This window comes from Streptomyces pseudoechinosporeus (assembly GCF_054783935.1).
Genome location: NZ_BAAGPS010000094.1, coordinates 111,218 through 136,741 on the forward strand (window position 1 = coordinate 111,218; position 25,524 = coordinate 136,741).

Annotated in this window: 27 protein-coding genes; 9 read left to right on the forward strand and 18 right to left on the reverse strand. The window is 68.5% G+C overall.

Going from position 1 to position 25,524, the window contains the following annotated elements:
- Nucleotides 1-30 precede the first annotated feature (30 nt).
- The gene (locus ACYVO6_RS49025; protein ID WP_461073464.1) at nucleotides 31-525 is read right to left on the reverse strand and encodes an ATP-binding protein; all 495 of its coding nucleotides are present in this window, start codon (nucleotides 523-525) and stop codon (nucleotides 31-33) included.
- A gap of 154 nt (nucleotides 526-679) precedes the next feature.
- On the opposite strand from ACYVO6_RS49025, the gene ACYVO6_RS49030 reads away from it, so the two are divergent.
- The 4 genes from ACYVO6_RS49030 to ACYVO6_RS49045 all read left to right on the forward strand — a co-directional run bounded on the left by ACYVO6_RS49030 (nucleotide 680) and on the right by ACYVO6_RS49045 (nucleotide 3,232).
- Nucleotides 680-1,555 (forward strand): helix-turn-helix domain-containing protein, encoded by an 876-nt coding sequence (locus ACYVO6_RS49030; RefSeq protein ID WP_461073466.1) that lies wholly within the window; start codon nucleotides 680-682, stop codon nucleotides 1,553-1,555.
- Nucleotides 1,552-1,824: a DUF397 domain-containing protein gene (locus ACYVO6_RS49035; protein ID WP_461073468.1), complete on the forward strand. Its 273-nt coding sequence runs from the start codon at nucleotides 1,552-1,554 to the stop codon at nucleotides 1,822-1,824. Before ACYVO6_RS49030 ends, ACYVO6_RS49035 begins: the two co-directional genes overlap by 4 nt.
- A gap of 374 nt (nucleotides 1,825-2,198) precedes the next feature.
- On the forward strand, nucleotides 2,199-2,645 hold the full coding sequence (locus ACYVO6_RS49040) for a hypothetical protein (protein WP_461073470.1): 447 nt from the start codon (nucleotides 2,199-2,201) through the stop codon (nucleotides 2,643-2,645).
- A 17-nt stretch (nucleotides 2,646-2,662) separates the two neighbouring features.
- Complete coding sequence (locus tag ACYVO6_RS49045; protein WP_461073472.1) at nucleotides 2,663-3,232, forward strand: hypothetical protein; 570 nt, start codon at nucleotides 2,663-2,665, stop codon at nucleotides 3,230-3,232.
- 51 nt (nucleotides 3,233-3,283) lie between these two features.
- On the opposite strand, the gene ACYVO6_RS49050 is transcribed toward ACYVO6_RS49045, so the two are convergent.
- On the reverse strand, nucleotides 3,284-3,790 hold the full coding sequence (locus tag ACYVO6_RS49050) for a MarR family winged helix-turn-helix transcriptional regulator (RefSeq protein ID WP_461073474.1): 507 nt from the start codon (nucleotides 3,788-3,790) through the stop codon (nucleotides 3,284-3,286).
- Nucleotides 3,791-3,921: 131 nt separating this feature from the next.
- On the opposite strand from ACYVO6_RS49050, the gene ACYVO6_RS49055 reads away from it, so the two are divergent.
- Both ACYVO6_RS49055 and ACYVO6_RS49060 read left to right on the forward strand, forming a co-directional pair.
- Nucleotides 3,922-4,455 carry an ester cyclase gene (locus tag ACYVO6_RS49055; RefSeq protein ID WP_461073476.1) on the forward strand — a complete coding sequence of 178 codons (534 nt, stop codon included), beginning with the start codon at nucleotides 3,922-3,924 and terminating at the stop codon, nucleotides 4,453-4,455.
- Nucleotides 4,456-4,630: 175 nt separating this feature from the next.
- On the forward strand, nucleotides 4,631-5,593 hold the full coding sequence (locus tag ACYVO6_RS49060) for an SMP-30/gluconolactonase/LRE family protein (protein WP_461073478.1): 963 nt from the start codon (nucleotides 4,631-4,633) through the stop codon (nucleotides 5,591-5,593).
- 233 nt (nucleotides 5,594-5,826) lie between these two features.
- Here the strand turns inward: ACYVO6_RS49060 and ACYVO6_RS49065 are convergent, their stop codons facing one another.
- The 4 genes from ACYVO6_RS49065 to ACYVO6_RS49080 form a co-directional block, all read right to left on the reverse strand.
- A complete protein-coding gene (locus tag ACYVO6_RS49065; RefSeq protein WP_461073480.1) occupies nucleotides 5,827-6,231 on the reverse strand; it encodes a hypothetical protein in 405 nt (134 codons plus the stop codon).
- A 285-nt stretch (nucleotides 6,232-6,516) separates the two neighbouring features.
- Nucleotides 6,517-8,241 (reverse strand): methionine--tRNA ligase, encoded by a 1,725-nt coding sequence (gene metG, locus ACYVO6_RS49070; protein WP_461073482.1) that lies wholly within the window; start codon nucleotides 8,239-8,241, stop codon nucleotides 6,517-6,519.
- Between the two features lie 259 nt (nucleotides 8,242-8,500).
- The gene (gene metG, locus ACYVO6_RS49075; protein ID WP_461073484.1) at nucleotides 8,501-10,108 is read right to left on the reverse strand and encodes a methionine--tRNA ligase; all 1,608 of its coding nucleotides are present in this window, start codon (nucleotides 10,106-10,108) and stop codon (nucleotides 8,501-8,503) included.
- Nucleotides 10,109-10,240: 132 nt separating this feature from the next.
- Nucleotides 10,241-12,109 (reverse strand): VWA domain-containing protein, encoded by a 1,869-nt coding sequence (locus tag ACYVO6_RS49080; RefSeq protein WP_461073486.1) that lies wholly within the window; start codon nucleotides 12,107-12,109, stop codon nucleotides 10,241-10,243.
- A 263-nt stretch (nucleotides 12,110-12,372) separates the two neighbouring features.
- On the opposite strand from ACYVO6_RS49080, the gene ACYVO6_RS49085 reads away from it, so the two are divergent.
- Nucleotides 12,373-14,451, forward strand: coding sequence for a PhoX family protein (locus ACYVO6_RS49085; RefSeq protein WP_461073488.1), 2,079 nt, complete (start codon nucleotides 12,373-12,375; stop codon nucleotides 14,449-14,451).
- A gap of 69 nt (nucleotides 14,452-14,520) precedes the next feature.
- Here the strand turns inward: ACYVO6_RS49085 and ACYVO6_RS49090 are convergent, their stop codons facing one another.
- Both ACYVO6_RS49090 and ACYVO6_RS49095 read right to left on the reverse strand, forming a co-directional pair.
- Nucleotides 14,521-15,537, reverse strand: coding sequence for an endonuclease/exonuclease/phosphatase family protein (locus ACYVO6_RS49090; RefSeq protein ID WP_461073490.1), 1,017 nt, complete (start codon nucleotides 15,535-15,537; stop codon nucleotides 14,521-14,523).
- A 260-nt stretch (nucleotides 15,538-15,797) separates the two neighbouring features.
- A complete protein-coding gene (locus ACYVO6_RS49095; RefSeq protein ID WP_461073492.1) occupies nucleotides 15,798-16,589 on the reverse strand; it encodes an alpha/beta fold hydrolase in 792 nt (263 codons plus the stop codon).
- A gap of 87 nt (nucleotides 16,590-16,676) precedes the next feature.
- Between ACYVO6_RS49095 and ACYVO6_RS49100 the strand changes: the two genes are divergently transcribed.
- Nucleotides 16,677-18,071, forward strand: a complete 1,395-nt coding sequence (locus ACYVO6_RS49100) for an aminotransferase-like domain-containing protein (RefSeq protein ID WP_461073494.1) — start codon at nucleotides 16,677-16,679, stop codon at nucleotides 18,069-18,071.
- Here ACYVO6_RS49100 and ACYVO6_RS49105 read toward each other — a convergent pair.
- The 10 genes from ACYVO6_RS49105 to ACYVO6_RS49150 form a co-directional block, all read right to left on the reverse strand.
- Nucleotides 17,986-18,900: a hypothetical protein gene (locus ACYVO6_RS49105; RefSeq protein ID WP_461073496.1), complete on the reverse strand. Its 915-nt coding sequence runs from the start codon at nucleotides 18,898-18,900 to the stop codon at nucleotides 17,986-17,988. The genes ACYVO6_RS49100 and ACYVO6_RS49105 overlap by 86 nt on opposite strands.
- A gap of 106 nt (nucleotides 18,901-19,006) precedes the next feature.
- On the reverse strand, nucleotides 19,007-19,858 hold the full coding sequence (locus tag ACYVO6_RS49110) for an ABC transporter permease (protein ID WP_461073498.1): 852 nt from the start codon (nucleotides 19,856-19,858) through the stop codon (nucleotides 19,007-19,009).
- Nucleotides 19,855-20,883, reverse strand: coding sequence for an ATP-binding cassette domain-containing protein (locus ACYVO6_RS49115; RefSeq protein ID WP_461073500.1), 1,029 nt, complete (start codon nucleotides 20,881-20,883; stop codon nucleotides 19,855-19,857). The genes ACYVO6_RS49110 and ACYVO6_RS49115 overlap by 4 nt, the downstream gene beginning before the upstream one ends.
- 165 nt (nucleotides 20,884-21,048) lie before the next feature.
- On the reverse strand, nucleotides 21,049-21,441 hold the full coding sequence (locus ACYVO6_RS49120; protein ID WP_461073502.1) for a hypothetical protein: 393 nt from the start codon (nucleotides 21,439-21,441) through the stop codon (nucleotides 21,049-21,051).
- An 80-nt stretch (nucleotides 21,442-21,521) separates the two neighbouring features.
- Entirely contained in the window at nucleotides 21,522-21,884 is a 363-nt protein-coding gene (locus ACYVO6_RS49125; protein ID WP_461073504.1) for a DUF805 domain-containing protein, read from the reverse strand.
- A gap of 170 nt (nucleotides 21,885-22,054) precedes the next feature.
- Nucleotides 22,055-22,237, reverse strand: a complete 183-nt coding sequence (locus tag ACYVO6_RS49130; RefSeq protein WP_461073506.1) for a hypothetical protein — start codon at nucleotides 22,235-22,237, stop codon at nucleotides 22,055-22,057.
- A 9-nt stretch (nucleotides 22,238-22,246) separates the two neighbouring features.
- A complete protein-coding gene (locus ACYVO6_RS49135) occupies nucleotides 22,247-22,456 on the reverse strand; it encodes a DUF397 domain-containing protein (protein ID WP_461073508.1) in 210 nt (69 codons plus the stop codon).
- 197 nt (nucleotides 22,457-22,653) lie between these two features.
- Nucleotides 22,654-22,830 carry a hypothetical protein gene (locus tag ACYVO6_RS49140; RefSeq protein WP_461073510.1) on the reverse strand — a complete coding sequence of 59 codons (177 nt, stop codon included), beginning with the start codon at nucleotides 22,828-22,830 and terminating at the stop codon, nucleotides 22,654-22,656.
- 35 nt (nucleotides 22,831-22,865) lie between these two features.
- The gene (locus tag ACYVO6_RS49145; RefSeq protein ID WP_461073512.1) at nucleotides 22,866-23,042 is read right to left on the reverse strand and encodes a hypothetical protein; all 177 of its coding nucleotides are present in this window, start codon (nucleotides 23,040-23,042) and stop codon (nucleotides 22,866-22,868) included.
- 446 nt (nucleotides 23,043-23,488) lie between these two features.
- Complete coding sequence (locus ACYVO6_RS49150; RefSeq protein ID WP_461073514.1) at nucleotides 23,489-24,700, reverse strand: helix-turn-helix domain-containing protein; 1,212 nt, start codon at nucleotides 24,698-24,700, stop codon at nucleotides 23,489-23,491.
- A gap of 202 nt (nucleotides 24,701-24,902) precedes the next feature.
- On the opposite strand from ACYVO6_RS49150, the gene ACYVO6_RS49155 reads away from it, so the two are divergent.
- Nucleotides 24,903-25,436, forward strand: a complete 534-nt coding sequence (locus ACYVO6_RS49155) for an NUDIX hydrolase (protein ID WP_461073516.1) — start codon at nucleotides 24,903-24,905, stop codon at nucleotides 25,434-25,436.
- The last annotated feature ends 88 nt before the right edge of the window (nucleotides 25,437-25,524 follow it).

Here is a 25,524-nt window from a genome sequence, read left to right on the forward strand (position 1 = left end):
CACCCGCAGAGGTGAGCCTGCGGGCTTTCGTCAGATACGTGGTTCTTTGGGAAGAGCGCCAGGTCCACCGGAGCACACGGCGTCAGGTTCCGGTGAGTGCGGTGTCAGGTCGAGTTCCGCCCATACGGTTTTACGGGGGACGGGGCCCAGTTCGACGCCCCAGCGGTCCGCGAGAGCTTCGACGAGGAGCAGGCCGCGTCCGGACTCGGTGTCGGGGGACGGGGGTTGGCGGCGGGGGAGGTCGTCACCGCGTGTGTCCGTCACCTCGATGCGGAGGGTCCCGCCGCGGGCCAGGAGCGCGAGGCGGAAGTCCCGGCCGGTGACGCGGCCGTGGGTGGCGGCGTTGGCGGCGAGTTCCGCGACCAGATGCGCGGCGGTCTCGGTGACGCCGTACGGCAGGTCCCAGGTACGCAGCCACTCCGTGGCGAGGAGCCGGGCGAGGCGGGCGCCGCGTGGGGTGGGGGACAGCAGGACGCTGAAGTGGCGGGCGGGGGCGTGGAGTTGGGTGGAGCTTTCCTTGTTCACATCACTGAGCGTGGCGGTGCATGTTTACCGTGAACAGTGACGACGCCGATGCGTACGGTGACTGTCCGGAGCTTGTCCACTGCTGTCCGGGCTGTCGGAACCGGCCGTAGGGGTACGGGCGTTGCGGCACGGAGGTACGACGGAGGGGTGCGGTATGTCGGTGGACGGCGAGGTACAACGGCTCAAGAGCGAGGCGGACGAGCCGGGTTGGGAGGTCGACCCGGACGACGACTGGGGTTTGGCGGTCATCGCGACCGTGGGGCGGCAGCTGAAGCTGCGGCGGGAGGCGGTGGGGATGCGGGCCGCCGAGTTCGGGGCGGCGGTGGGGTACGGCGAGGACCTTGTCTACAAGATCGAGGGCGGCAAGCGGATCCCTCGGCTTGAGTATCTGGACAAGGCGGACGAGGTGTTGGGGGCGGATGGGCTGATCTCGGCGATGAAGGAGGATGTGGCCAAGGTCCGGTATCCGAAGAAGGTTCGGGACCTCGCACAGTTGGAGGCCAAGGCGGTCGAACTTCAGCTCTACGATCCGCTGAACATCCACGGGTTGCTGCAGACGCCGGAGTACGCACGCGGGCTGCTCATGATGCGGCGCCCGGCGTACACCGAGGACGAGGTGGAGCGGTTCATCGCCGCGCGTGTGGCCCGTAAGTCGGTGTTTGAGCGGGACCCGGCGCCTGAACTCAGCTTCGTCCTGGAGGAATGGACGCTTCGGCGCCCACTCGGAGGAAAGGCGCCGCTGCGCGGCCAGCTTGAGTACCTGCTGGAGGCCGGGCAGTTGCGGAACGTCGAGCTTCAGGTGATGCCGATGGAACGCGAGGAGCATGCTGGGGTGGACGGCGGGATCGAGGTGCTGAAGTTCGACGACGGCTCGGCGGTGGGACGTTCGTCAGTAGTGGCCAACGGTCGGCCGGTCTCCGAGCCGAGGCAGCTCCGTATCCTTGAACTGCGCTATGGCATCATCCGGGCTCAGGCTCTCACCCCGCGTGAGTCGTCGGCCTTCATCGAACAACTGCTGGGGGACACATGATCCGCAACGCCTCGGCCGGGGACACCTCCCGGCTGGCGTGGTTCAAGAGCAGCTACAGCAGTGGCAGCGAGGGCGACTCCTGCGTCGAAGTGGCGCTGGACTGGTTCAAGAGCAGCTACAGCGACAGCAGCAACCCGAACGACTGCGTCGAGGTCGCCACCACCCCCGGCACCATCCACGTCCGCGACTCCAAGAACATCGAAGGCCCCCAGCTGGTGCTGACGCCGGACGCGTGGGCGGACTTCGTCACGTACGCCTCGGGAAGCTGATCCCCCAACGCAGGGGCCCGGTGACGTCGTACGACGTGACGCTGTTGGTTGATTCGGCCCGTGTGTGACGTCGGCCTTCAAGACCTGGTTGGGGTCTTGAAGGCCGACGTTGTCGTATGGGGTGGGTGCGGGTGGCGCGGGCTGCGTTCCCGAAGAGGAGTCCGGGACCGGTCCCGAGATCCGTCGCTACCGTTGGGCCGAGCGGACAGGCTCTGCGTGGTCCGAGCCGCCTGCAACCGACTGGCCTGTCAGCGCAGAGATCTTCTTCCATAACTCAGACCTACTCGGCTTCCGAGCCTGAGTTTCACCTCCGGTCCCCGTTCGCGGCCCGAGGTCAAAACTCAAATTGAGTGGCGGGCAGGAAAGGAAGAACCATGAGCGCGACCCGGGAAGGGTTGAAGAGCGGAATCTGGTTCATCGGCAGCATCGCTGCCCTGGCCACAGTCGGCCTGATCACCACCCTCGTATTCGGTGGCGTCAGCTGGCTGACCGCCCCATTCCGCGGCGAAGTCGAAAAGCGCAACCGCACCGAAGGTTCAGGCGAGTTCCAGATCGCCACGTACGAGGAGTTCTTCGGACTCTGCACCACGGTGCAGACAAAGGAAGGGACCATCAGGACTCTGGAAGAGGAGAGCAAGACGGCCTCCGAGTCCAGGCAGGCTCAGATCAACACCTCCATCACCGCCCTGAAGTCGTCCCGGATCGAAGCGGTCAACGAATACAACGCCAAAGCCGCACAGGAGCACCGGAGCGCCTTCAAGGACAAGGACCTGCCGCCGCGGTTGGACGTGAACGACATGAACACCACGTGTGCGCCGTGACGAAGAGGAGAAAGGCCATGAAACGCATCACCCGCACCGCACTGGCCGTCACCGCCGTTCTGTTGGTCGGCTTCGGCGCCACCGCCTGCGAAGACGACTCCTCACAGGCGGCGGAGACGAAGGCGAAGGAGAAGGGCTACGACAAACTGGTGGCGAACCAGCCGATAGAGATCCCCGAGTACTCAACGACGCGAGAGACCATCAACAGGTGGATCAAGACCTGGGGGAAGGCCAGCTCGAAGGGCAAACTCAGCTACGTCTACCTTCAGAATGCCAAGGGTGAGTACGGCTACTTCGTTCTGAAAGGCCTCCCCGTCTCGTACTGTGCGCTGGGTACACCACCGTCGAAGACGAAAACGGGCAACAGCGGCATAGTCAACGTCCCGCTCCCGGAAATGGACGGCACCTACAGTGACGGGGCCGGGACCTGCAACACCTACTACGGCTTCGACGCCACCACGGGTGCCTACATGGAGTTCACCGTCGGTATGAACCAGAGCTTCTTCCTCTTCGACCAGCCTTCAACGCTGCCGGAGTTCAGCTCCGCGTCCCAGATGGGACCCAGCTCGATCAAAGACGTGTCCTGAAGTTACTGCCGGCAATGGGGATCGCCGGACGAGCCGTTTTCCTGTCGGACGTCAGTCTTGCTGGTAGGTGGGGCGGCGACTGCGGGCGGTCGGCTGTTCCCGGTCTGCGGCGAAGCTGCCGACCGCGCGGGCGAACGCGGCGAGGTCGAGGCCGGCGAGGTGGTCCATGACGTTGTTGCGTACGCTGGCCAACGCGTGCGGGTAAGCCTCCTCGAGCCGGCGCAGCCCGGCGTCGGTGAGGACGGCCATGAGCCCACGGCCGTCGGTCTCGGCGGGCCGGCGCTCCACGAGTCCCTGGCGGGCCATACGTTCGACCAGGCGGGTCGTGCCGCTGGTGGACAGAACCGACTCGGTGGCGAGTTCGTTCATGCGCATGGCCCGTCCGGGAGCCTCGGAGAGGTTCACCAGGACGATGTACTCGACCAGGCTCAGCCCGCACCCGGTGAGCAGATCGGCGTCCAGGACGCGCGGCACGACGAGCACGGCCCGGGCGAAGGCCCGCCAGGCGGCCTCTTCGTCGGCATCGAGGGGTGTTGTCCGGTCCGGCAGCTTGGTCACCGCCTCATCCTACGGAAACCGCAGAAGTTGTTGACGCAACAACTAGACGGGGCTAGTTTGTTGCTGCAGCAAGAAACTCACTGTGAGTGACGCACTGTACGTCACTTCACGTTCGGCATCAGGAGGAAGTCATGGTCAGTCGCCGTTCACTCCTCGGCACCGGCGCCGCCGTCGGCACCGCATCGGTCGCCGCGGCCGCCACCAGCCACGCCGCCACACCCCCCAAGCGCCACGGAAAGAGAACAGAGGCCAACAAGCAGCTCGTGCGGGACTACACCACGCAGGTGTTCAACGGTCACCAGCCTGAGCTGGTGCCCAAGTTCGTGACGCCGGACTTCGTCTGGCACGGCGGCTACATGGGCACCGTCTCCGGGGCGGAGGCCCATATGGGCCTGATCGGCTCGTTCGTCGACTCGATGCCCGACCTGAACGCCGAGGAGCTGGACATCCTCGCCGAAGGTGATCTCGTCACGGTGCGGTACCTCGTGACCGCGACGGTGAAGGGCTCCCTGCTGGGCGTACCCGCCGACGGCAAACAGCTGAGCTGGGAGTCCGGGACCATCTGGCGGATCACCGACGGGAAGATCAGCGAGGAGTGGGCCTTCGACGACACCGCCTCGGCCCTGGTCCAGCTCGGCGTCCTCACCTCGCCCTCGGCCGGCTGATCCATCGGCGATCGTCACCATCGCCTCTCAAACCACGTGACTGGGCCAAGGACGTCTGCGGCGGTGGGTCCGGATCACACGGCCGGCGCGCGGCATGGCCTGTCCCCCGCAGATCCCTGTCGGCATGCGCCGGAACCCCGGCACATGCCAGTCCAACGTCAACGGAGTGGAATCCATGCACAACCGTCGAGCATTCCTGGCGACCCTCGCAGGCGCCGGTGCGGCTCTGACCGCAGTCAGCGTCGGCACCTCGCCGGCAGCCGCCACACCCTCCCAGCCGCCGAAGGGCTCCAGACCCTTTCCCGAGACCATCGCGCTGCCGACCGGTTTCTTCCCCGAGGGAATCGCGATCGGTAACGATCCCACCGCGTACATCACCTCCCTGGCCAACGGCGATGTGTACCGGCTCAACCTGGTGACCGGCGCAGGTCGGGTCCTCACGCCCGGACCGGGGACGGGTGCGGTCGGCATCGCCTTCGACGCCTTTGGGCGCCTGTTCGTCGCGGGCGGGCAGGCAGGCACCGCCCGGGTGATCAACCCGGCCACGGGGCGAGTCGTCGCCACGTACCGGCTCGGAGCCGAAGGCACCGCGATGATCAACGACGTGGTCATCACCCGCGACGCGGCCTGGTTCACCGACTCGTTCACCCCCGTGCTGTACAAGCTTCCCCTCGGCCGTCGAGGCGCCCTGCCCTCTCAGGCGGACGTGGTCCCCATACCCCTCGGTGGTGACATCGCCTTCCAGAGTGGGTTCAACGCCAACGGCATCGCGCGAACCCCGGACGGCAAGGCGCTGCTCGTCGTGCAGTCCAACACCGGGCTGCTCTTCCGCGTCGACCCCCTCACCGGCATTGCCACGAGAGTCGACCTCGGCGGCGACGACCTGGCCTTCGGCGACGGGATGCGCCGCGAGGGAAGAACCCTCTACGTGGTGCAGAACATTTCCAATACCGTCGCCGTGGTCCAGCTCAACGAGGCAGGCAGCGCAGGCCGCGTCACCGGGCGCCGAACCGACCCGCGCTTCGACACCCCGACCACCATCGCGCGCTTCGGTGACCGCTTCTACCTGCCCAACGCCCGCTTCACCGTCCCCTCGCCGGTGAACGCCGAATACACCGTGGTGTCCATCCCGGCGTAGTCCCAGTAAGAAGTCATCTCATTTGGCGAGTCGGCGGTAGCAGTTGAGGGTGCAGGCGATGGCGGTGAAGGCCAGGTATCAGAGCGCGGTAGTCGACCCGCAGGTGGGCCGCCATCACGCCGAGGCGGCCCACGGGCCGGCCCGCAGGTCTCGCTCACCGGTAGCGGCGTGCAATGTGCCGAGTAGCCGGTGCGGTGGCCGCCGCCAGGGTGGCCACCGCACCGCATGTGTCACTACCAGATACGGCCGATGCCCACCCAGCGGTAACTACCGGCTGCCGCGGAGCCCGTGGACCAGCCCACGCGCTGCGCGTTCTGAGTGGTCTCCTCGCAGTTGTAGCCCGAGTAGGTCAGTGTGGTGGGAGTCCCGGAGAGGGCCACGGTCTCTTTGGGAAAGTAAATGTTCGTGATCCTCGAGTTCGAGCTAGTCACGGTACCCGTGCTGAATGGCGCGCAATCGCCGTCGACGCTGATGCTGTGGACCGGGGCTTTGGTTTCGATCGTGACGGACACGCAGGCGAGTGATGCGCCGGCCTGGCACGGGGGCACGTCCGCCGCCTGGGCCGGGCCGGTGGTCACGGCCAGTGCCGCGGCTGCCGCGCCGCCTGCGGCGATCATGCTGATGAGACGCTTCTTCATGAGATGCATACGCCTTTCATCTTCAACATCGTGGGGGTGCACGCGAGACCTGCTGCCCCAGGTGAGACGTGCCGGATTCAAGGTGATACATCATCTATCTGCCGCGACTCGGCGTCAAGCTCAACCAGGTTGACCAGCAGGCCGCTTCACGCCGCTCAACTTCCTCAAAAGTCAGCTCATTTGGGCGGGTCGGTAGCCTGGGGTTCGTGGTGATGGTCGAACGTCTGGTGCCCGATGAGCTGTGGGAACTCTTCCAGCGGGTGGTGCCTCCCGCTCCGAACGAGTTCAGCCTGAGTACTCCGGTGCGCCGCCGAAGCGCTCCTTGTACGTCTCCAGGTCTTCGTCCGTGATCTTGGCGAAGAGGACCGGGGGGACCGTGAAGGGGGTCCCGACCGGGACGGAGGACAGGGCGTGGGCCTCCTCCGGAGTGACCCACGCCGCCGTGTCGTCCGGCAGCGTGAACGCCGAGCGCATCGCCTTCGCCGAGGACGGGATGAAGGGCTCGGAGATGACCGCGTAGAGGTGGATGAGGTTCATGGCCGTACGGAGCGTCAGGGCCGCGCCCTCCGGGTTGGTCTTGATCTCCAGCCAGGGGGCCTTCTCCTCAAGGTACGAGTTGCCGGCCGACCAGAGCGCGCGCAGGGCCGCCGTCGCCTTGCGGAACTGGATGGCCTCCATCTGCTCCTCGTACTCCGCGAGCAGGCGGGCGATCTCCTCGCCCAGCTTCGCCTCCGACTCGCCGGGCTCGCCGCCCGCCGGGACGTCGTCGCCGAAGCGCTTGCGGGAGAAGGACAGTACGCGGTTGACGAAGTTGCCCAGCGTGTCCGCCAGGTCCTTGTTCACCGTGGCCGTGAAGTGCTCCCAGGTGAACGACGCGTCGTCCGACTCGGGGGCGTTCGCCATCATGAAGTAGCGCCAGTAGTCGGCGGGCAGGATCTCCAGCGCGTCGTGCGTGAAGACGCCGCGCTGCTGCGAGGTGGAGAACTTGCCGCCGTAGTAGTTCAGCCAGTTGAAGGCCTTGATGACGTCGACCTTCTTCCACGGGGCGCGGGTGCCCAGCAGGGTCGCCGGGAACATCACGCTGTGGAAGGGGACGTTGTCCTTGCCCATGAACTGCGTGTAGCGGACGTCCGCCTCCGACTCCCACCACCAGGAGCGCCAGTCGCGGTTCTCCGGGTCCTCGTCCGCCCACTCCTTTGTCGAGCCGATGTACTCGATCGGAGCGTCGAACCAGACGTAGAAGACCTTGCCGTCGGCGGCCAGCTCCGGCCAGGTGTCGGCCGGGACCGGGACGCCCCAGTCCAGGTCACGGGTGATCGCCCGGTCGTGCAGGCCTTCCGTGAGCCACTTGCGGGCGATGGAGGAGGCCAGCACCGGCCAGTTGTCGGCGCGCTCGTCGACCCAGGCCTCGACCTCGCCGGCCAGCGCGGACTGGAGGAGGAAGAGGTGCTTGGTCTCGCGGATCTCCAGGTCGCTGCTGCCGCTGATCGCCGAGCGGGGCTCGATGAGGTCGGTCGGGTCCAGTACGCGGGTGCAGTTCTCGCACTGGTCGCCGCGGGCCTTGTCGTAGCCGCAGTGCGGGCAGGTGCCGATGATGTAGCGGTCGGGGAGGAAGCGGCCGTCGGCGTTCGAGTACACCTGGCGGATCGCCCGCTCCTCGATGAAGCCGTTCGACTTCAGCTCGCGGGCGATCTCCTGCGTGATGTCGCGGTTCTGCGGGGAGGAGCTGCGGCCGAAGTAGTCGAAGGCCAGCTCGAAGCCGTCGTACACCGCCTTCTGCGCGTCGTGCGCCTGCGCGCAGAACTCGTCGACCGGGATGCCCTGCTCCTTGGCCGCCAGTTCGGCCGGGGTGCCGTGTTCGTCGGTCGCGCAGATGTAGAGGACGTCGTGGCCGCGCTGGCGCAGATACCGGGAGTAGACGTCCGCCGGGAGCATGGACCCCACCATGTTGCCCAGGTGCTTGATCCCGTTGATGTACGGAAGGGCGCTGGTGATGAGGTGTCGAGCCATTGCGGGTTGCTCCCGAGTCGCTACGTGGGGTGACGGATATCGATTCCGGCTGCACCGCCGGGCCGTCGTACGAACTTTGGAATCGTAGTCGACCGGGGCGATTGGGAATGAAATCGTCCATCCGGGCCGTCGGTGGACGCGCGCAACGATCGATGGCCGAGCCCGAGTCCTGAGAACGCCGGTGGGAATGACGGGCCCCGGGAACGAACTGTTCGTTCCCGGGGCCCCGTCATGTGCTCACGTACGTACGCAGTACGTACTACGCGCTCGGCTTCTCCTCCAGGCGCGGGAAGAGCACCGCGCCCTTGGTGATCGTCGCGCCCGCCGGGAGCCGGCCCCAGACGGCGGCGTCGGCGACCGTCTGGTCGGGGAGTGCGCCGAGGACGGCGTCCGCGCCGAGGGAGTCCCAGAGCTTCTGCGAAGTGTCCGGCATGACCGGGTTGAGCAGGACCGCCACCGCGCGGAGCGACTCCGCCGCGGTGTAGAGGATCGTCGCCAGGCGGGCCTGGCCCTCAGAGGATTCGTCCTTGGCCACCTTCCACGGCTCCTGTTCCGAGATGTAGCCGTTGACCTGCTTCACGAAGTCGAAGATCGCCAGGATGCCGCCCTGGAAGTCCAGGTCGTCGCCGATACGACGGTCCGCCTCGGCCACCGCCTTGGCCAGTCCGTCCTGGACGGCCTTCTCGGCCTCGCCCGCGGCCGTCGCCTCCGGCAGTGCGCCGCCGAAGTACTTGCCGACCATCGCGGCCACGCGCGACGCGAGGTTGCCGTAGTCGTTCGCCAGCTCGCTCGTGTAGCGGGCGGAGAAGTCCTCCCAGGAGAACGAGCCGTCCTGGCCGAACGCGATCGCGCGCAGGAAGTACCAGCGGTACGCGTCCACACCGAAGTGGGACGTCAGGTCCTGCGGCTTGATGCCCGTCAGGTTCGACTTCGACATCTTCTCGCCGCCGACCATCAGCCAGCCGTTGGCCACGATCCTGCCGGGCAGCGGCAGACCCTGTGCCATCAGCATCGCGGGCCAGATGATCGCGTGGAAGCGGAGGATGTCCTTGCCGACCAGGTGTACGTCGGCGGGGAAGGTGTTCTCGAACTTCTCCGGGTTCTCGTTGTAGCCGACCGCCGTCGCGTAGTTCAGCAGCGCGTCGATCCACACGTAGATCACGTGCTTGTCGTCCCACGGGACCGGGACGCCCCAGTCGAAGGTGGAACGGGAGATGGAGAGGTCCTGGAGGCCCTGGCGGACGAAGTTCACGACCTCGTTGCGGGCCGACTCGGGCTGGATGAAGTCCGGGTTCGCCTCGTAGTGGGCGAGCAGCTTCTCGCCGTACTCGCTGAGCTTGAAGAAGTAGTTCTCCTCCTTGAGGATCTCCACCGGCTTCTTGTGGATGGCACACAGCTTCGTGCCGTCCTCGGCCTCGATGAGGTCGCCGGGGAGCTTGTACTCCTCACAGCCCACGCAGTACGGGCCCTCGTAGCCGCCCTTGTAGATCTCGCCCTTGTCGTGGAGATCCTGGACGAATTCCTGGACGCGGTCCGTGTGACGCTTCTCCGTCGTACGGATGAAGTCGTCGTTCGCGATCTCCAGGTGCTCCCAGAGGGGCTTCCAGGCTTCGGTGACGAGCTTGTCGGCCCACTCCTGCGGGCTGACGCCGTTCGCCTCCGCGGTGCGCATGATCTTCTGACCGTGCTCGTCCGTGCCGGTGAGGTACCACACCTTCTCGCCGCGCTGACGGTGCCAGCGCGAGAGCACGTCGCCTGCGACGGTCGTATAGGCGTGGCCCAGGTGAGGAGCGTCGTTGACGTAATAAATGGGGGTGGAGACGTAGTACGCCTTCCCGCCCTGCTTCTCGGATCCAGTGGCCGCCATGGTCGAAATCGTACTGGCCCGGGGAAGATCGACTCACATCGATTACGGGTGGGGGATTACGGGACCACGAGGACAGGGCCCGGGGTAAAGCCGGGCCCTGTCGGTCGTTGTGCGGAAGGTTCTACGAGGGGGCTACGGGCGCCAGTTCGCCAGTACGCCCTCGTAGAGCTCCTGGTCGGTCAGCTCGCGCGGGGTTTCGCCGGCCAGGAAGTGGGCCGTGTTGTCCGTCTTGAGCTTGCGGAGGTAGTCGAAGGCCTTGTTCTCCGGGTCACCGAAGGCGACGAAGGAGAAGAAGACGGCGGGGTGGTTCTTCGCCGCGTCCGTGAGGGACTGGGTGGCGGGGGTCCTGGCGTCCGGGGCACCGTCCGTCTGGAAGATCACGAGTGCGGGGTCCGTGGTGGCGGACTTCTCGTAGTGGCTGACGACCTCTTCGACCGCTGTGTGGTAGCTGGTACGGCCCATGCGGCCGAGCCCTGCGTGCAGGTCGTCGATCTTGTTCTCGTGGTCGGTGAGGGTGAGTTCGCCTGTGCCGTCGAGTTCCGTGGAGAAGAAGACGACGTGGACCTTGGCCTCGGGGTCGAGGTGGGCGGCGAGGGCGAGGGCCTGCTCGCCGAGGGCCTGGGCGGAGCCGTCCTTGTAGTACGGGCGCATGGAGGCGGAGCGGTCGAGGACGAGGTAGACCTTGGCTCGGGTGCCGGTGAGGTTGCGGGTGGTGAGGGTTTCGCGGGCGGCGTTGTAGGCGGTGACGAGGGTGGCGGGCATGGCCTCGGCTTCGCCTTCGGCCTTGTCGTTCCCACCCGCACGGGTCGCCTGCGGCAGCGGGGCGTCGTCTACGGCCTCGGCTTCGCCTTCGACCTCGTCGTTCCCACCCGCACCACCCGTGGCGGTTTCGTCGTCGGGTGCGGGTGGCCCCTGTGGGGCCTGATCGCCGTCGGCGGCCGCGGGCTCGGCTGCCTGGGCGGCGACGGGGGTCGGCTCGGCGTCGGGAGCCACCTCGGCGGCGGCAGACTCCGGCTCGGGCTCCGGGCTGACGTCTGCGACAACGGGCTCGGGCGCGACGACCGCCTCCGGCTCGGGCGCGGGTGTCGCCTCGGCCGCGATGGGCTCGGGCTCGGGGGCGGCTTCCGGTGTCGCCTCAGCGGCGACCGGCTCGGGCTCGGGTGTTGCCTCGGCGGCGGGCTGGGCTTCGGCCTCCGGCTCGGGTTCCGGAGCCGCCTCGGCCGCGACGGGCTCCGGCTCGACGACCGGCTTCGGCTCGGGCGTGGGCTCGGTTTCAGTCTCCGGCTCGGGCACGGCTTCCGGCGTTACCTCAGCGGCGGCCGGTCCCGGCTCGGGCGCGGGTGCCGGTGTCGCCTCAGCGGCGGGCGCAGGCGCGGGCTGGGCTTCGGCCTGCGGTTCGGGTTCCGGAGCCACCTCGGCGGCGGCAGGCTCGGGCTCCGGGCTGACGACGGGCTCGGGCTCCGGCTCGACGACCGGCTCCGGCTCCGCCTCAGCCGCCGCAGGCTCCGGCTCGGGAACCGCCTCGGACACCGGCTCCTCGGCGGCAGCCTCAACTTCGGGCTCCGCCTCTGCAACCGAGGCCTTCTCCGTCACAGGCTCCGGCTCAACCTCGGCCGCCGCAGGCGTCTGCTCCGGCTTCGCCTCAACCTCCGGCTCCGCCTCACGCTCCTGCTCCCGCGCCGCAGGCACTGGCGCCGCAGGCACCGGCACCGTCACGTTGTCGAACGCCGCCGACACGAGGTCATCCACAGCGGACCCCTTGGGCCCAGCCGCCGGTGCCGGCACCGAAGTCTCCGGCGCGGAAGCCGACCGTTCAGCCGCCGGAGGCACCGACACCGGCTCGGATGCCGGTTCCGGCGCCGGAGCCGGAGCCGGGACCGAATTCGCCCGTTCAGCCGCCGGAGGCGTCTGCTCAGCTGCCGCAGGCACGTCGGCACCCTCGGACGTGCGCCCCTTGCGTGACTTTCCGAATGCGTTTCGCAGGAGGTTGAGAATGCCCATGTGCGCAACCCTTCGCATGAGGTCTTTCCGTCAATCCCTGGCCAGGACGGACACGTAAGGTTAGCCGCCAGGTTGGAAGATCTACTTCAGGGTCAGACCTCCAAACGGGCCTCGACCTGACCTTGACCCGAACCGCCGACGTCAACACCGCGTCAATGCCGCATCAACTCCCCCACGTTCACGCCTCGTTCACCTAAAGGCAGTGTGGCCGAACGCGCGTGCCCCTAGCGTCACGCCCGACCCAGGAAATATTGGGAGGGACCGTGCGCAACCTGCTGCCACTGATCGGCTCGACCGGCTCACACCCCGGTGGCCGTTCAGCGATGACCTGTAGATTCCGGTGTGGTGACGCCTGCTTCCACGAGGTGCCCAACACCACCACCAACGAGTACGTCGGCGACGTCATCGCCGGTGCGCTCAGCCGCCGCTCCATGATGCGGGCCGCCGCCGTGGTGACGGTCGCGTCGGCAGCCGGGGGTGCGGTCATTGGCGCCGGCGCCCCGGAAGCCGTCGCGCAGACCGCCGAGGGCGCGGCCCCCGCTGTGTACAACAAGGGCGGCAAGGGGGCACGCGGCCTGAGGTTCACGCCCGTCGCACCGAACACCGCCGACACCGTGACCATCCCCGAGGGCTACGCCCAGAACGTGGTCATCCGCTGGGGCGAGCCCATCCTCCGCGGCGCCCCCGCCTTCGACCCGGACAAGCAGAGCGCCAAGGCGCAGGCGGGCCAGTTCGGCTACAACTGCGACTACCTCGGCCTGCTCCCGCTGCCGGGCGAGCGCGGCCGTCAGGTGCTCGTGGCGAACCACGAGTACACCGACGAGATCCTGATGTTCAAGGGCTACGACGACGCCAAGCCCACCCGCGAGCAGGTCGAGATCGCCTGGGCGGCGCACGGCCTGTCCGTCGTCGTGGTGGAGGAGGACCGCAAGAGCGGCAAGCTCACCCCCGTACCCCGCCACCACCTCAACCGGCGCGTCACCGCGACCACCGAGTTCAAGGTCACCGGTCCGGCCGCCGGGTCCGACCTCCTCAAGACCTCCGCCGATCCGACCGGCACCAAGGTCCTCGGCACGCTCAACAACTGCGCGGGCGGCGAGACCCCCTGGGGCACGACGCTGCATGGCGAGGAGAACTTCAACCAGTACTTCGCCAACAGCAGCCGGGCGACGGACAAGCGCTACGGCATCGGCACCGCCGCCTCCGAGCGCAAGTGGGAGCTGTTCGACAAGCGGTTCGACGTGGCCAAGGAGCCGAACGAGGTCCACCGCTTCGGCTACGTCGTCGAGCTCGACCCGTACGACCCCACCTCCACGCCCCGCAAGCGCACCGCGCTCGGCCGCTTCAAGCACGAGGGCGCGACCGTCCGCCTCACGCACGACGGCCGCCCGGTCGTCTACACCGGCGACGACGAGCGCTTCGACTACTTCTACAAGTTCGTCGGCAGCAAGCGGATGGCTCACGGCCACAGCCGCTGGGCCCGCGAGCACAACCTGACGCTCCTCGACGAGGGCACGCTGTACGTCGCCAAGCTCACCGGCGACTCCCCGGCGATCGAGATCGACGGCACGGGCAAGCTGCCGAACGACGGCGAGTTCGACGGCAGCGGTACGTGGATCCCGCTGGCCACCGCCACGGCGAAGGGTGCCGTCTCGCACGTCGAGGGCATGACCGCCGAGGAGGTCTTCGTCTTCACGCGCCTCGCCGGTGACAAGGTCGGCGCCACGAAGATGGACCGGCCCGAGGACATCGAGCCGAACCCGCACACCGGCAAGGTGTACGTCGCCCTCACCAACAACAGCAACCGCGGTGTCGGTACGAACGCCAAGGTGGACGAGGCCAACCCGCGCAACGCCAACAAGCACGGCCACGTCCTGGAACTCACCGAGCGCTGGAACCGGCCGGAGAGCACGAGCTTCGCCTGGTCGCTGTTCCTCGTCGCGGGCGACCCGAAGGACCCGGCGACCTACTTCGCGGGCTTCCCGAAGGACAAGGTCAGCCCGATCTCCTGCCCGGACAACGTGGCCTTCGACCGGTACGGCAACCTGTGGATCTCCACCGACGGCGCCGCCCTCGGCTTCCACGACGGTCTGTTCGGCGTCGCGACCAAGGGTGACCGGCGCGGTGAGCTGAAGCAGTTCCTGACCATGCCGAACGGCGCCGAGACCTGCGGCCCGATCGTCCAGGAACGCCGCGTCCTGGTCGCCGTCCAGCACCCGGGCGAGATCGACGGTGCCACCGTCGAGGAGCCCGCGAGCACCTGGCCCGACGGCCCGGGCACGTACGTCCGCCCGTCCGTGGTCGCGGTGTACCGCAAGGACGGCCGCGACATCGGCGCCTGAGCGGCAACGTCAACTTCTGACGCGTACGTGTGTGGGCCGTCCCTTCTGCAGGGGCGGCCCACACCGCGCTCAGTCCTGCTCGTGGAGGGTCACGTCGAGGAGGAGGGAGCGGTGGTCCGTGTTCTTCAGGTCCAGGAAGCGGGACCGGTTCGCCGAGAAGTCCTGGGAGACGAGGATGTGGTCGATCTGGGTGCCGAAGGCCGGGAGCGTACGGGCCGGCCAGGTCGGGGTGCGGGCTTCGCCGGTGAGTCGGGCGCCGTCGCGCAGGCCCGTGTCCAGGATGCGGCGGAACGCGGCGTGGTCCTGGGAGGCGTTGAAGTCGCCCGCGAGGATGGTGGGGCGGGTCTTGTCCGCGGCGGCGTAGTCGCGTAGCGCGTCCAGTTCCCTCTGCCAGTCGTCCACGTGGGCCGAGAGCGGGGGCATGGGGTGGGCGAGCTGGACCCTCACCTCGCGGCCCTCCACGTCGGCGGTCGCGCCCGGCATGCCCATGGTGCCCTTGACGCCGGGGGCCGGCTTGAGGGGGTACCGGCTGAGGATGACGGAGCCGTCTGAGCCGTAGCCTTCCACGGCCTGCCGGTAGGGGTACGTGCTCTTTGCCCCCTCCGTCTGGAAGGCCTGCGTCAGCTTCTCGTCGCAGGTGGTCTCGCACTCCTCGACGAAGACCAGGTCCGGACGTTCGCTCCGTACGATCTCGATCAGCTCGTCGGTGGCCTGACCGAACTCCACGTTCGACGTCAGCACCCGCAGCTCCGCGACCGGCGTGCCCTTCGCCTCGGTCGTCTTGCCGTACGGCTCGATGAACCAGGCGATGGCCGCCAGCGCGACCACGCCCCACACGAGCCCGAAGCGCCATCGTGCGAGGCCGGCGAGGAGGAGAGCGAGGCCGGTGGGGGCGAGCAGCCAGGGCAGGAACGCGATGACTTGCGGTACGGGGGTGATGCCGTCCGTATCGGCGATCCGGCACCCTACGACGATGCTTACGCCGAGGAGCAGCAGGCCGGCGATCCAGGCGCCGGCCGCGCGTGCGGGGCGCCGCGCCAGCGGGGCGTCGGCCCACTCGTCCGTCTCCGCCGTGGCAGTACCCAAGTCCGCACCTTTCGCTCTGCGTGGATCCTCCCTCAAAGACGGGGTGGGTGGGGGGAGGGTTCCTTTCCCCAAGCCCGCCCCTTCCCGAAACGGGGGGCTGCGCCCCCAGGCCCCGCTGCCTCCGGCGGGTGGGGCGCCTAGCGGGGCGGGGGTTGGGATCGTGCGCGGGTGCGGGTTCGTTGTGGCTGGTCGCGCCCACGCGGCGGAGCCGCACATCGATACAGCCCCGCGCCCCTACGGGGCGCAGGCCCCTGCGCCCCTTATGGGGCGCTGCTGTCGACCTGTGCCAAGAACGTCGCCAGTGCCTCGTTGAACTCCTCCGGACGTTCCAGGTTCGGCATATGGGCCGCCCGAGCAATGACGTGCAGCGTGGAGTTGGGGAGGGCTTCGGCCATCGTCTTCGCGTCCGGGACGGGGGTGTATTCGTCGTCCTCGCCCACCACCACCAGGGACGGGACCGTGACCCGGGTCAGCAGGTCGCGGTAGTCGGGGCGTTCCGCCCGCCCCCGCAGAGCCGCTGCCGCGCCCGGTGAGGGCGTGGCGGTCATCATGTCGTGGACGTGGGCGGCCACGGACGCGTCGGCGTACGGGGCGACCATCTTGTGGAGGACCTCGTCCGCGTAGCCGCGCATGCCCTCCCTCAGGAGCCGGTCCGCCATCTCGTTGCGGGACTTCTTGCCGGACGGAGTCTCCGGAGAGGCGAAGGTGTCGGCCAGGATCAGGCCCCGGATGCGGTCCGGGTACTGGGCGTAGCACTCCATGACGATCTGGCCGCCCATCGACAGGCCGCCGAGGACGAAGTGCTCCACGTGCAGTTCGTCCAGGAGGGCCGCTATGTCCTCGGCGAACGTGGAGAGCGGCGTGAGGCCGGGGACGACCGGCGAGGCGCCGTAACCGCGCAGGTCCGGGGCGATCACCCGGCGCGTCGGGGAGAAGGCGCTCACCTGCGGCGTCCACATCGTGTGGTCGAAGGGGTGGCCGTGGATCAGGACAAGAGGCAGGGGAGTTGAGAGTTTCGCGCCTTTGTCCTCGTATGCGAGGAAGGGAGCCATGGGTGGACCCTAGGCGGCATCGACTACTCGGTGCAATGAGAACTTTGCCCTCGGTGCAATCCTGAGGGCGATGGGAGATGAGCGCGCGTGGAGGACTACCGGCGGATCGCCGACCGGCTGGCCGAGGAGATCCTCACCGGGCGGCTCAAGCCCGGTGAACGGCTGCCGCCGCAGCGGGTGTTCGCGCGGCGCCGCCGTATCGCCGGGTCCACCGCGGGGCGCGTCTACGCGGAGTTGGTGCGGCGAGGCCTTGTGGTCGGCGAGGTGGGGCGGGGGACGTTCGTACGGGCGGGGCCGGTGCCGTCGGGGCGGACGTTGGCCGAGGAGGACGAGGGGGACAAGGCCGCCGGGCCGCGTATCAATCTGGAGCTCAACTACCCCTTCGCGGAAGGGCAGTCGGAGCTGCTCGCCGCCGGGCTCGCGCCCCTGCTGCGCGCCGACGTGCTGGCCGAGGCCACGCGTACGGTGCCCGCCACCGGCACGTCCGCCGCACGCGAGGCCGTAGCCGGGCTCCTGGGCGGTGCGGGATGGCGGCCCGCCCAGGAGAGGGTCCTCTTCGCCGGGAACGCCCGCCAGGCGATCGCGGGCGCCCTCGCCTCACTCGTACGGCCCGGAGGGCGCGTCGGCGTGGAGGCGCTGACGTATCCGCTGGTCAAGGAGATCGCCGCACGGCTCGGCATCACGCTCGTACCGCTCGCGATGGATGAGGAGGGGGTACGGGCCGACGGCCTCCTCGCCGCTCATCGCGCCGCGCCGCTCTCCGCCGTGTACGTCCAGCCGACGCTCCACAATCCCACCTCCGTGACGATGGGGGACGGGAGGAGGCGTGAACTGGCCGGAGTGGTGAGGGAGTTGGACCTTCCTGTCGTGGAGGACCGGATCTGGTCCTTCCTCCGGGACGGCCAGGCGGGCCCCACTCCCCTGGCCTCGTACGCCCCCGAGCGCACCTACCTCGTCGACGGGCTGTCCAAGCGCGTCGCCCCCGGCCTCACGGTCGGTTTCCTCGTCGTGCCGCCGGGGCGGGTGGACACGGTCGCCGAGGCGCTGAGGTCGGGCGGGTGGACGGCGGGACGGTTCGCGCTGGAGGCCGCGGTGCGGTGGATCGGCGACGGGACGGTCGAGCGGCTCGTCGCGGCCAAGCGGGCGGACGCGCGGGCGCGGCAGCGGCTCGTCGAGGAGTGGCTGGGGGAGTTCGCCGTACGGGCCGATCCGTACGCGTACTACACCTGGTGGGAGCTGCCGCCGCCCTGGCGCGCGGACACGTTCACGGCGGCGGTGGCGGCACGCGGGGTGGCTCTCACGCCGGGGCGGGCGTTCGCTGTGGAGCCCCAGCGCACGCAGGCCGAGCGTACGCAGGCCGCGCGCCCCACCACGCCGGGCTCCCCGGCGGACGCCGTCAGGCTCGGGCTCGCGTCTGTTTCTGTGCCGGTGCTGGAGGAGGCTCTGCGGATCGTGCGCGATGTCGTGCGACACGGCCCGTGAGCCAGGTCGCCGCCGCCACCGTGAGGCCGAGGACGAGGATGATCCACGTCGCCGTGCGGAGGGTGGACGTGAGGGCGTCGTAGACCGTGGCCGCGGCGTCGCGGGAGACGTGGGGCGGGAGATCGGCGAGTGTCAAGGTGCGGCCCACCGCGATTGCCAGGGTGAGGAGGGCGGCGCCCAGCGCCGTGCCCAGTGCCGTCGCCATGATCGCGCGGCGGCGGCGTACGGCAAGGAGGATGCCGCCCACCGCCAGCATCACCGCCGCGAGCGGCAGCCAGAAACCCGCGAACTCCAGCATGCGGAAACTCTTCCGGAGCGTGGCCACTTCCCGGCCCTCGAGAACCGTGATCTGGGTGTGCGCGACGGGGATACGGTGCGCCAGCGGCACCCGGTCGGCGGCCAGCCGGTCCTTGAGTTGCTGCGTGACGGGCGCGAGATCGAGCGTGACCGCGTTGTCGCGGTCGCCGCGCAGGGCCCGTAGAACGGCGTCGTGCGCGGCCCGGTTCGCGGTGTCCCAGGCGGCGCGGAAGGCCGGCGTCCCGGTGAAGGACAGCACCGCCTCGTGCACGAACGCACGGACCTCGTCCTCGAGCGGACCGGCCTCCACCTTGGCCATGATCCCGTCGGTGACCGTGTCCGTGACCGCCCCGCGCACATCGGGCCCGGCGGCGAGCGGTCCCATCGTGGCGACGTACCGCCGGGTGTCGCCGATCTCGTACTTCGCCCACGCCGAGAGCCCGCCGAGCGGCACGAGGAGGCAGCCGAGGACGATCAGTACCGCCGAGAGGACTCCCCGAACACCGACTTTCCGAACACCGACTCTGCGCACAGCTCAAGAAAGAACCCCGGCCGTGCCCCGTAGTCATCGGGACACGGCCGGGGTGACTGCATCCGGACGTGGATTGCGTTCTTCCGGGGGACACCCCGGCGGGCTGTCACTTGCGGTTGTACAGCCGCATCGTCACCGGCCCGAGTACCGCCACGAACACCGCCGCCCAGCCCAGCGTCCACGCGATCTCCTCGGTCGGCCAGGAGCCGGCCATCAGATCGCGGACCGCCGAGGCGACGTGCGTGATCGGGTTGTTGTTGACGAAGGCCTGGAGCCAGCCGGGCATCGTCTCGGGCTCGACGAAGATGTCGCTGAGGAACGTCAGCGGGAACAGCACCATCATGCTGACGCTCATCACGCCCTTCTCCGTACGCATCAGCAGACCGACCATCGTCCACACCCACGAGAAGGCGAAGCAGAAGATGATCAGCAGCACCACGCCCGCCACGACGCCGGAGAAGCCGCCGTCCGGGCGGAAGCCCATGATCAGGCCGACCGTCAGCATCACGATCGACGCGAGCGTGTAGCGCACGGCGTCCCCGAGCAGGTAGCCGACCATGGTCGACGGCCGCCAGATCGGCAGGGAACGGAAGCGGTCGAAGACGCCCTTCTCGATGTCGATGTTGACCGCGAGGCCCGTATACATCGTGATCATGGTCACGGACATCACGAGGATGCCGGGCAGCAGATACTGGATGTACTCGCTGGGGGAGCCGGCCAGGGCGCCACCGAACAGGTACGTGTACATCAGCACCATCATGATCGGGAACGCCGTCACATCGAAGAGCTGCTCCGGCACGTGCTTGATCTTGAGCATCGCCCGCCAGCCGAAGGTGAGGGACGTCTGGATCGCGTTCGGCCGCGGCGGCCGCTCCCGGGCGACGAGCAGTTCGGCCAGGCTCTCGGTGCGGACCGGGGCGAGTTCCGTGCTCTCGGTGGTCTGGGTCGCGGTGCTCATGCCGTGGCCTCCTTCGTCTGCGCCTCGGTCGTCGGTTCGTGGTCGGTCGGGCTGCCGGTGAGGGCCAGGAACACCTCGTCCAGACTCGGCTGGCCCAGCGAGAAGTTGTCGACGATGATGCCCGCGCGGGCGAGTTCGGCGAGGGCCCGAGAGGCTTTCTCGGAGGGGCCGCAGCCGTTCGCGTCTCCGTTGCTTCCGACCCGGGCGGTCAAGGCAACCGGATCCGGTTCCAGCTGAACGTCCGCGTCGAGGGCCTGCCTGAGCAGGAGCTCGGCGTCGGGGCGCTGGTCTGCGTCCCGTAGCCGTACGTGGACCGCGCCCGCGCCGACCGAGGCCTTCAGCTCGCCCTTGGTGCCCTCGGCGATGACCTTGCCCTTGTCGATGACGGCGATCCGGGACGCCAACTGGTCGGCCTCGTCGAGGTACTGCGTCGTCAGCAGCACCGTCGTGCCCTGGGCGACGACCGCCCGGACGATCTCCCAGACCTGGTTGCGGCTGCGCGGGTCCAGGCCCGTCGTCGGCTCGTCCAGGAACAGCAGGTCCGGGGTGTTGAGGATCGACGCGGCGATGTCGATACGGCGCCGCATACCGCCGGAGTAGTGCTTCACCTGACGGCCGGCCGCCTCCGACAGGCCGAACGCGGCGAGGAGTTGGGCCGCGCGGTCGTACGAGGCCTTCTTGCTGTGGCCGGTCAGGCGGGCCAGGAGTACGAGGTTCTCCGTGCCGGTGAGGTCCTCGTCGACCGAGGCGTACTGCCCGGTGAGGCTGACCCGGCTGCGGACCGCGTCCGCCTCCCGTACGACATCGTGGCCGAAGACGTGGGCCTCGCCGCCGTCGGGGCGGAGCAGGGTCGCCAGCATCCGTACCGTGGTCGTCTTGCCCGCGCCGTTCGGACCGAGCAGGCCGTACACCGTGCCCCTCTCGATGCGCAGGTCGACGCCGTCCACGGCGCGGTTGTCGCCGAAGGTCTTCACCAGGCCGGCGGTCTCGATGGCCGGCCCTCCAGCCAGGTGGTCGCTTTTCATGTCCGCCCCATCCAGTCCTCTACGAGTGCTGTGCGTGTCTGCTTGTTCTCTGTGCGGCGTACTGTCGCTGAGATGTAGACCCCTGCCGGGCAGCAAACTCATCGTAGGTTTCGACACTGGATGCGTCGTGGGCTTTTTGTCCTAGTCCCGCGGTCGCCCCGCGGGTCAGTCCTCCGTCGTGTAGAAGCGGTAGAACACCACCGCGAAGACCCCTGCCGCCACCACGAACGCCACGGCCGCCGACCTCAGGACGCTCGAGCCGGTGAGGCCGTGCAGGAACCCGACCGCGACGCCCGCGAAGCCCGCCCACGCGGCGGCACGCGGCTCGCGCAGCAGGTGCGGGGCGAGCAGGCGCAGCCCGAGGTACCCGGCCGCGAAGGCGACCGCGGCCACGACCCCCAGCAGCACGTTCCAGCCGGTGATCGGTCCCGCGTCCCGTCCGATCGCGGCGGCCCACAGGCCGTAGACGATCCCGCCGAGCACGGGGGCGGTGAGCTTCAGCGCGAGCTGTACGGGGCTGCCGTACCACCGCGCGGCACGAGGCGCTGTGTGAGCCATGACCCCACTCCTCTCTCCTCGCCCCTGCCTCCAGAGCACACCTGGGGGACGGGGCGGGCAAGTCGGAGTTGCCTACTCGCTCACCAGTCCGCCCTCGAGCCCGGCGGCCAGCCGTACTCGTTGGTCTCCGAGTCGCCCCGGTCGCAGAGGAGCGCGAGGAGCACGATGACCCCGATCAACGGGATACAGGGCCACAACCAGTTCCAGCCGCTCCGGCCGCAGTCGTGCATCCTGCGCACGAAGACGCCCAGACTCGGCACGAACAGGAACAGCCATACGGGGAGGACGACCGGGACCTCCCATGCGACGGTCAGAGCGACGCTCGGGATGAGGCAGGCGAGAGAGAAGAGGTAGAACCACCAGTACTCGGCCCGAGAGGCCCGGCCCTCCCAGGAGAAGGTCTTCGTAAAACCCCGCTTGACGGCCTCCGAGAAGCCCACCATCGCCCACCTCCGTCATCGACGCCGACGAGCACGGTAGGCCGCCCCTACGGGGACCCCTCCCGGCGTTGGGGTCCGTTGTCGGGTGCGTGTGAGCCCTGCAAGGGGCGCGGGTCTGTAGGAAGCCCCCGTCGTGCGCCGTGGTGCAGCACACGACGGGGCCTGTACGGGACTCAGCGGTGCAGGTCCCGGTACTCGTCCAGCTTGCGGAGTGCAGTGATCAGCCGGGGGCGGTAGCCGGGACAGGACGACTCACGCGGCAGTGACCAGACGTCCCAGCACGACATGCAGCGCATCACCCCGGAGTGCTCCGGGTCAGGCTCGGCGCTGCCGCCGCACTGTGGGCACTGCCCCATGAGGACTCCCTACGCCGACAGGTCGAACTCGCCCAGCTTGGCACCGGCCAGGAAGCCGGTCCACTCGACCGCTGTGAACTCGACGCTCTGTCCGGTCGCGGAGTTGCGGACCGCCACCTTGCCGGGAACGTTCGTCGCGACTTCCACACAGCGCGGGTCGTCGTTGTTGTACTTGCACGCGTTGGACGTGCGGAACTCGAACTCGGGGATTGCGCTCATGGTGTCTATCCCTTCGCTGCACGTGCGGGGAATCGGTCCCCGCGCCGTTTTGGTGTACGCCCCCAACTGTGGCTGTAGCTCCGGCAGTTGGGGCGTTGCCCGTACCAGTCGGGGACGGTCGGTACGGGAGTCAAGCGCGCTGCCCTTGGGTCCCCGGAAACGGCAGCCATCGAGGGTTGTGCTGGTCTTGCAGGAGGTCAGGTTTCCGGCTGGATCTTCTCGGCCCAGATACGGAGCATGATCCGCAACAGGTCGTCGTCGATCAGGTCGACCAGGTCGGCGTGATCACGGTGAGCCCAGATGTCCCGCCCTGGACCGGAGTTGCCGAGTTCGTGAGCGACGATCACCCCGTCATTCGCCGGATCAGTGATCACCTCTTGGCAGTATCGGCACACGCGTACGGGAGTCGTCACGACGCCCCCCTGCCGATGCGCGCGAGGCGGTATGCGCCCCACAACTCCCGCCCGACGTCACAACCGTCCGACGGATTGGGCGAGTTGCTGCACTGGCCGCACTCGGCCGCGTGCTCCATCCACCCGCGATAGGTGCGCCGCATGCCGGTCTCGTCGGTTTCCTGAGTGGTCATCAGGCACATCCCCAAGGGCTGGCCGTTGTGCCTACGCGGGCCTTCCTAGGCACCTCGCCCAGGTGTGTCACGTACAGACGCACCATGGCGCCGGGTGCTTCCCAGGACTGCGGCGCGAACCACTGTGCATGCGGCTGGAGTTGGGGCGCCTGCGGTGACGCTGCGTGGCTGCGGGCGTTGACCAGCCTCGCGCCCAGCACGTCCGGAGCGAGGCGCCTAGAGGGCGCGGGGGGCGTAGATGCGCGGCGGTACCGGGCGGGCGTACGGCGCCCGCGTAGGGCGGCTCTCGCCCTTTCGATCAGACGTGATACGAACATGTGTGGCTGCCTGCTCTCTCAGGTGGTCCATGCCCCCGGCCGTTCGCGCGGTGCGGGGGTCTTGCATCCGTCCAGCGAACCGGGCGGAACAAGAGAGAGACAGGGACGCAACGGCCTAGTTTTGTGGCCTTAGTTGGCGATGCCCAGGAACTCAACGAGGCGGCGCAGTCCAGGCGGATGGTTAGGCCCTGCCCAAAGGTCACTGACGATGGCGACGGCCAGCGTGTGGTGGCGCATCCAGGCGGGGGCGATCTTCCGCAGCCTTTCAAGGGCCTTGACGGCGCCCTCGGCATTCCCCAGATCGGTATGGGCACGTGCCACGTCGAGCAGTAGCCACGTACGCCACGAGGGGGGCGTATCGGCGCTGAGGCGCATTCCCTTGGCGAGGCTCAGCGCCTCTTCCGGTCGTGCGTGCTGGACGGCCAGACGGACGCGCTCAATGCGGACGGATGAGCGGCTGAAGACAGAGAACATCTTCCCGTCTTCCGGCTGCGGAAGCGTCGCAAGACGACGCGTTGCATTCTCCGCGGTGGTCATCATTTCACTGGCTTTTTCGTAATCGCCGGAACGCGCGGCACTGGTCGCCGCAGACATAAGCAACCCGCCCCATACGCGGACGCCTTCCGCAGTATCCCCGTGTTCCCGCTCGACTGAATCCGCGGTATGGACGGCCAGATTCTCCGCATCGTCCAGCCGGTTCTGCCTCTGATAGTTCCACGCAACGGAATTCGAGATCATGCCCGGCAGCAGCGGGTCCGACGAGTCGGAAGCGGCATTCATCGCGCGCTCCAGGGCGCTCAGAGCCAGGTCAATCTTTCCGAGACGGATTGCCAAGTGCCTGGCAAGTTGAAGGGACTTGCCCAACGCAGCCTGCCCCGCTGCTCTTTCATCGGCAGTGCCTACAGCGGCGGCGAACCGAGCGTCAGCAATGATGCCGGGCAACACGTCCATAAGGCGCCTGAATTCGGCATTGTGGTAGAGGGTCCAGCCGTCGGAAATCTCGCGGCGCAGAAGCGGCAGGGACAAGCTCTCCACCCCGGACGGTTCCGGGGGCGGAGCGAACAGCGGGGGCATGATGGCGCGGCGCACCGCAACCAACTGGGGTGGGTCCGCTTCGCCGTTGGACGGCACGCCCGGAGGGTCGCCCAGTAGCGCCGTCAGCTCCACCCCCAGCCCCCGAGACAGAGAGTGCAGGGTGGGCAGGCGTGCCGAGTGCTTCCGCTTCTGCTCAAGCTTGCGCACCACGTCAACGGATACGTCGGACCGTTCGGCCAACTCCTCCTGCGTGAGATCCGCCATGCGGCGCAGGCGCGCTACGCGGTCCCCGAGATGCTCGCTCATGCCATCGAGGCTACGCCCGCGGTGGCCGGCACGTCAGCGGCTCTGTTAACGGGCTGGGACGCTGGTCCCGCCGTTGGCCGCCTTCGGGAAGGCGGTGCGAGGCGCGGGCGTGGATGGCAGCCAGCCTGCGTGGGACAGGCCATTACCACTCCGTAGATGGGTTTGTGCTGGGGTGGGTTCATATCCGACGAGAGGTCTGAGCGTGTCTGTGTGGCGGAACCTCGGCGAGCGCATCGTGTACGAGAACCGGTGGGTGAAGGTCGCGATGGCGGACGTTGAGCTGCCCGACGGCCGACACCTGGACCACACCGTGATCCGATTGCGGCCCGTCGCGGTGGCCACAGTCGTCAACGAGGCAAACGAAGTGCTGCTGTTGTGGCGGCACCGGTTCATCACCGAGGCGTGGGGGTGGGAGCTCCCGTCCGGCGGCACCGGCGAAGGCGAGGACCCGGCGGTCGCGGCGGCGCGCGAGTTCGAGGAGGAGACCGGTTGGCGGCCGGGTCCGATGCAGCCGCTGCTCGCCGTGGACCCGATGCCGGGCATCTCGACGTCGCACCATCAGGTGTTCTGGTCGGACCAGGCTGAGCATGTGGGAGATCCCGAGGACGGGTTCGAGTCGGCGCGCCGGGAATGGGTCCCGCTGGAGAAGGTGCCGGAGTTGGTGGCGCGTGGTGAGATCCGGTCGGCAAATGCAGTCGCCGCACTGCTGATGTTGCGCTATCTCCGCCTCGGCTGATGCTGGGCATGCCGAGAAGCCCCAGCCCGACGTTGGCTGGGTTCGTTGTCGGGTGAAGGGGTGGGCTTGGGGGAAGAAAAACCCGCGC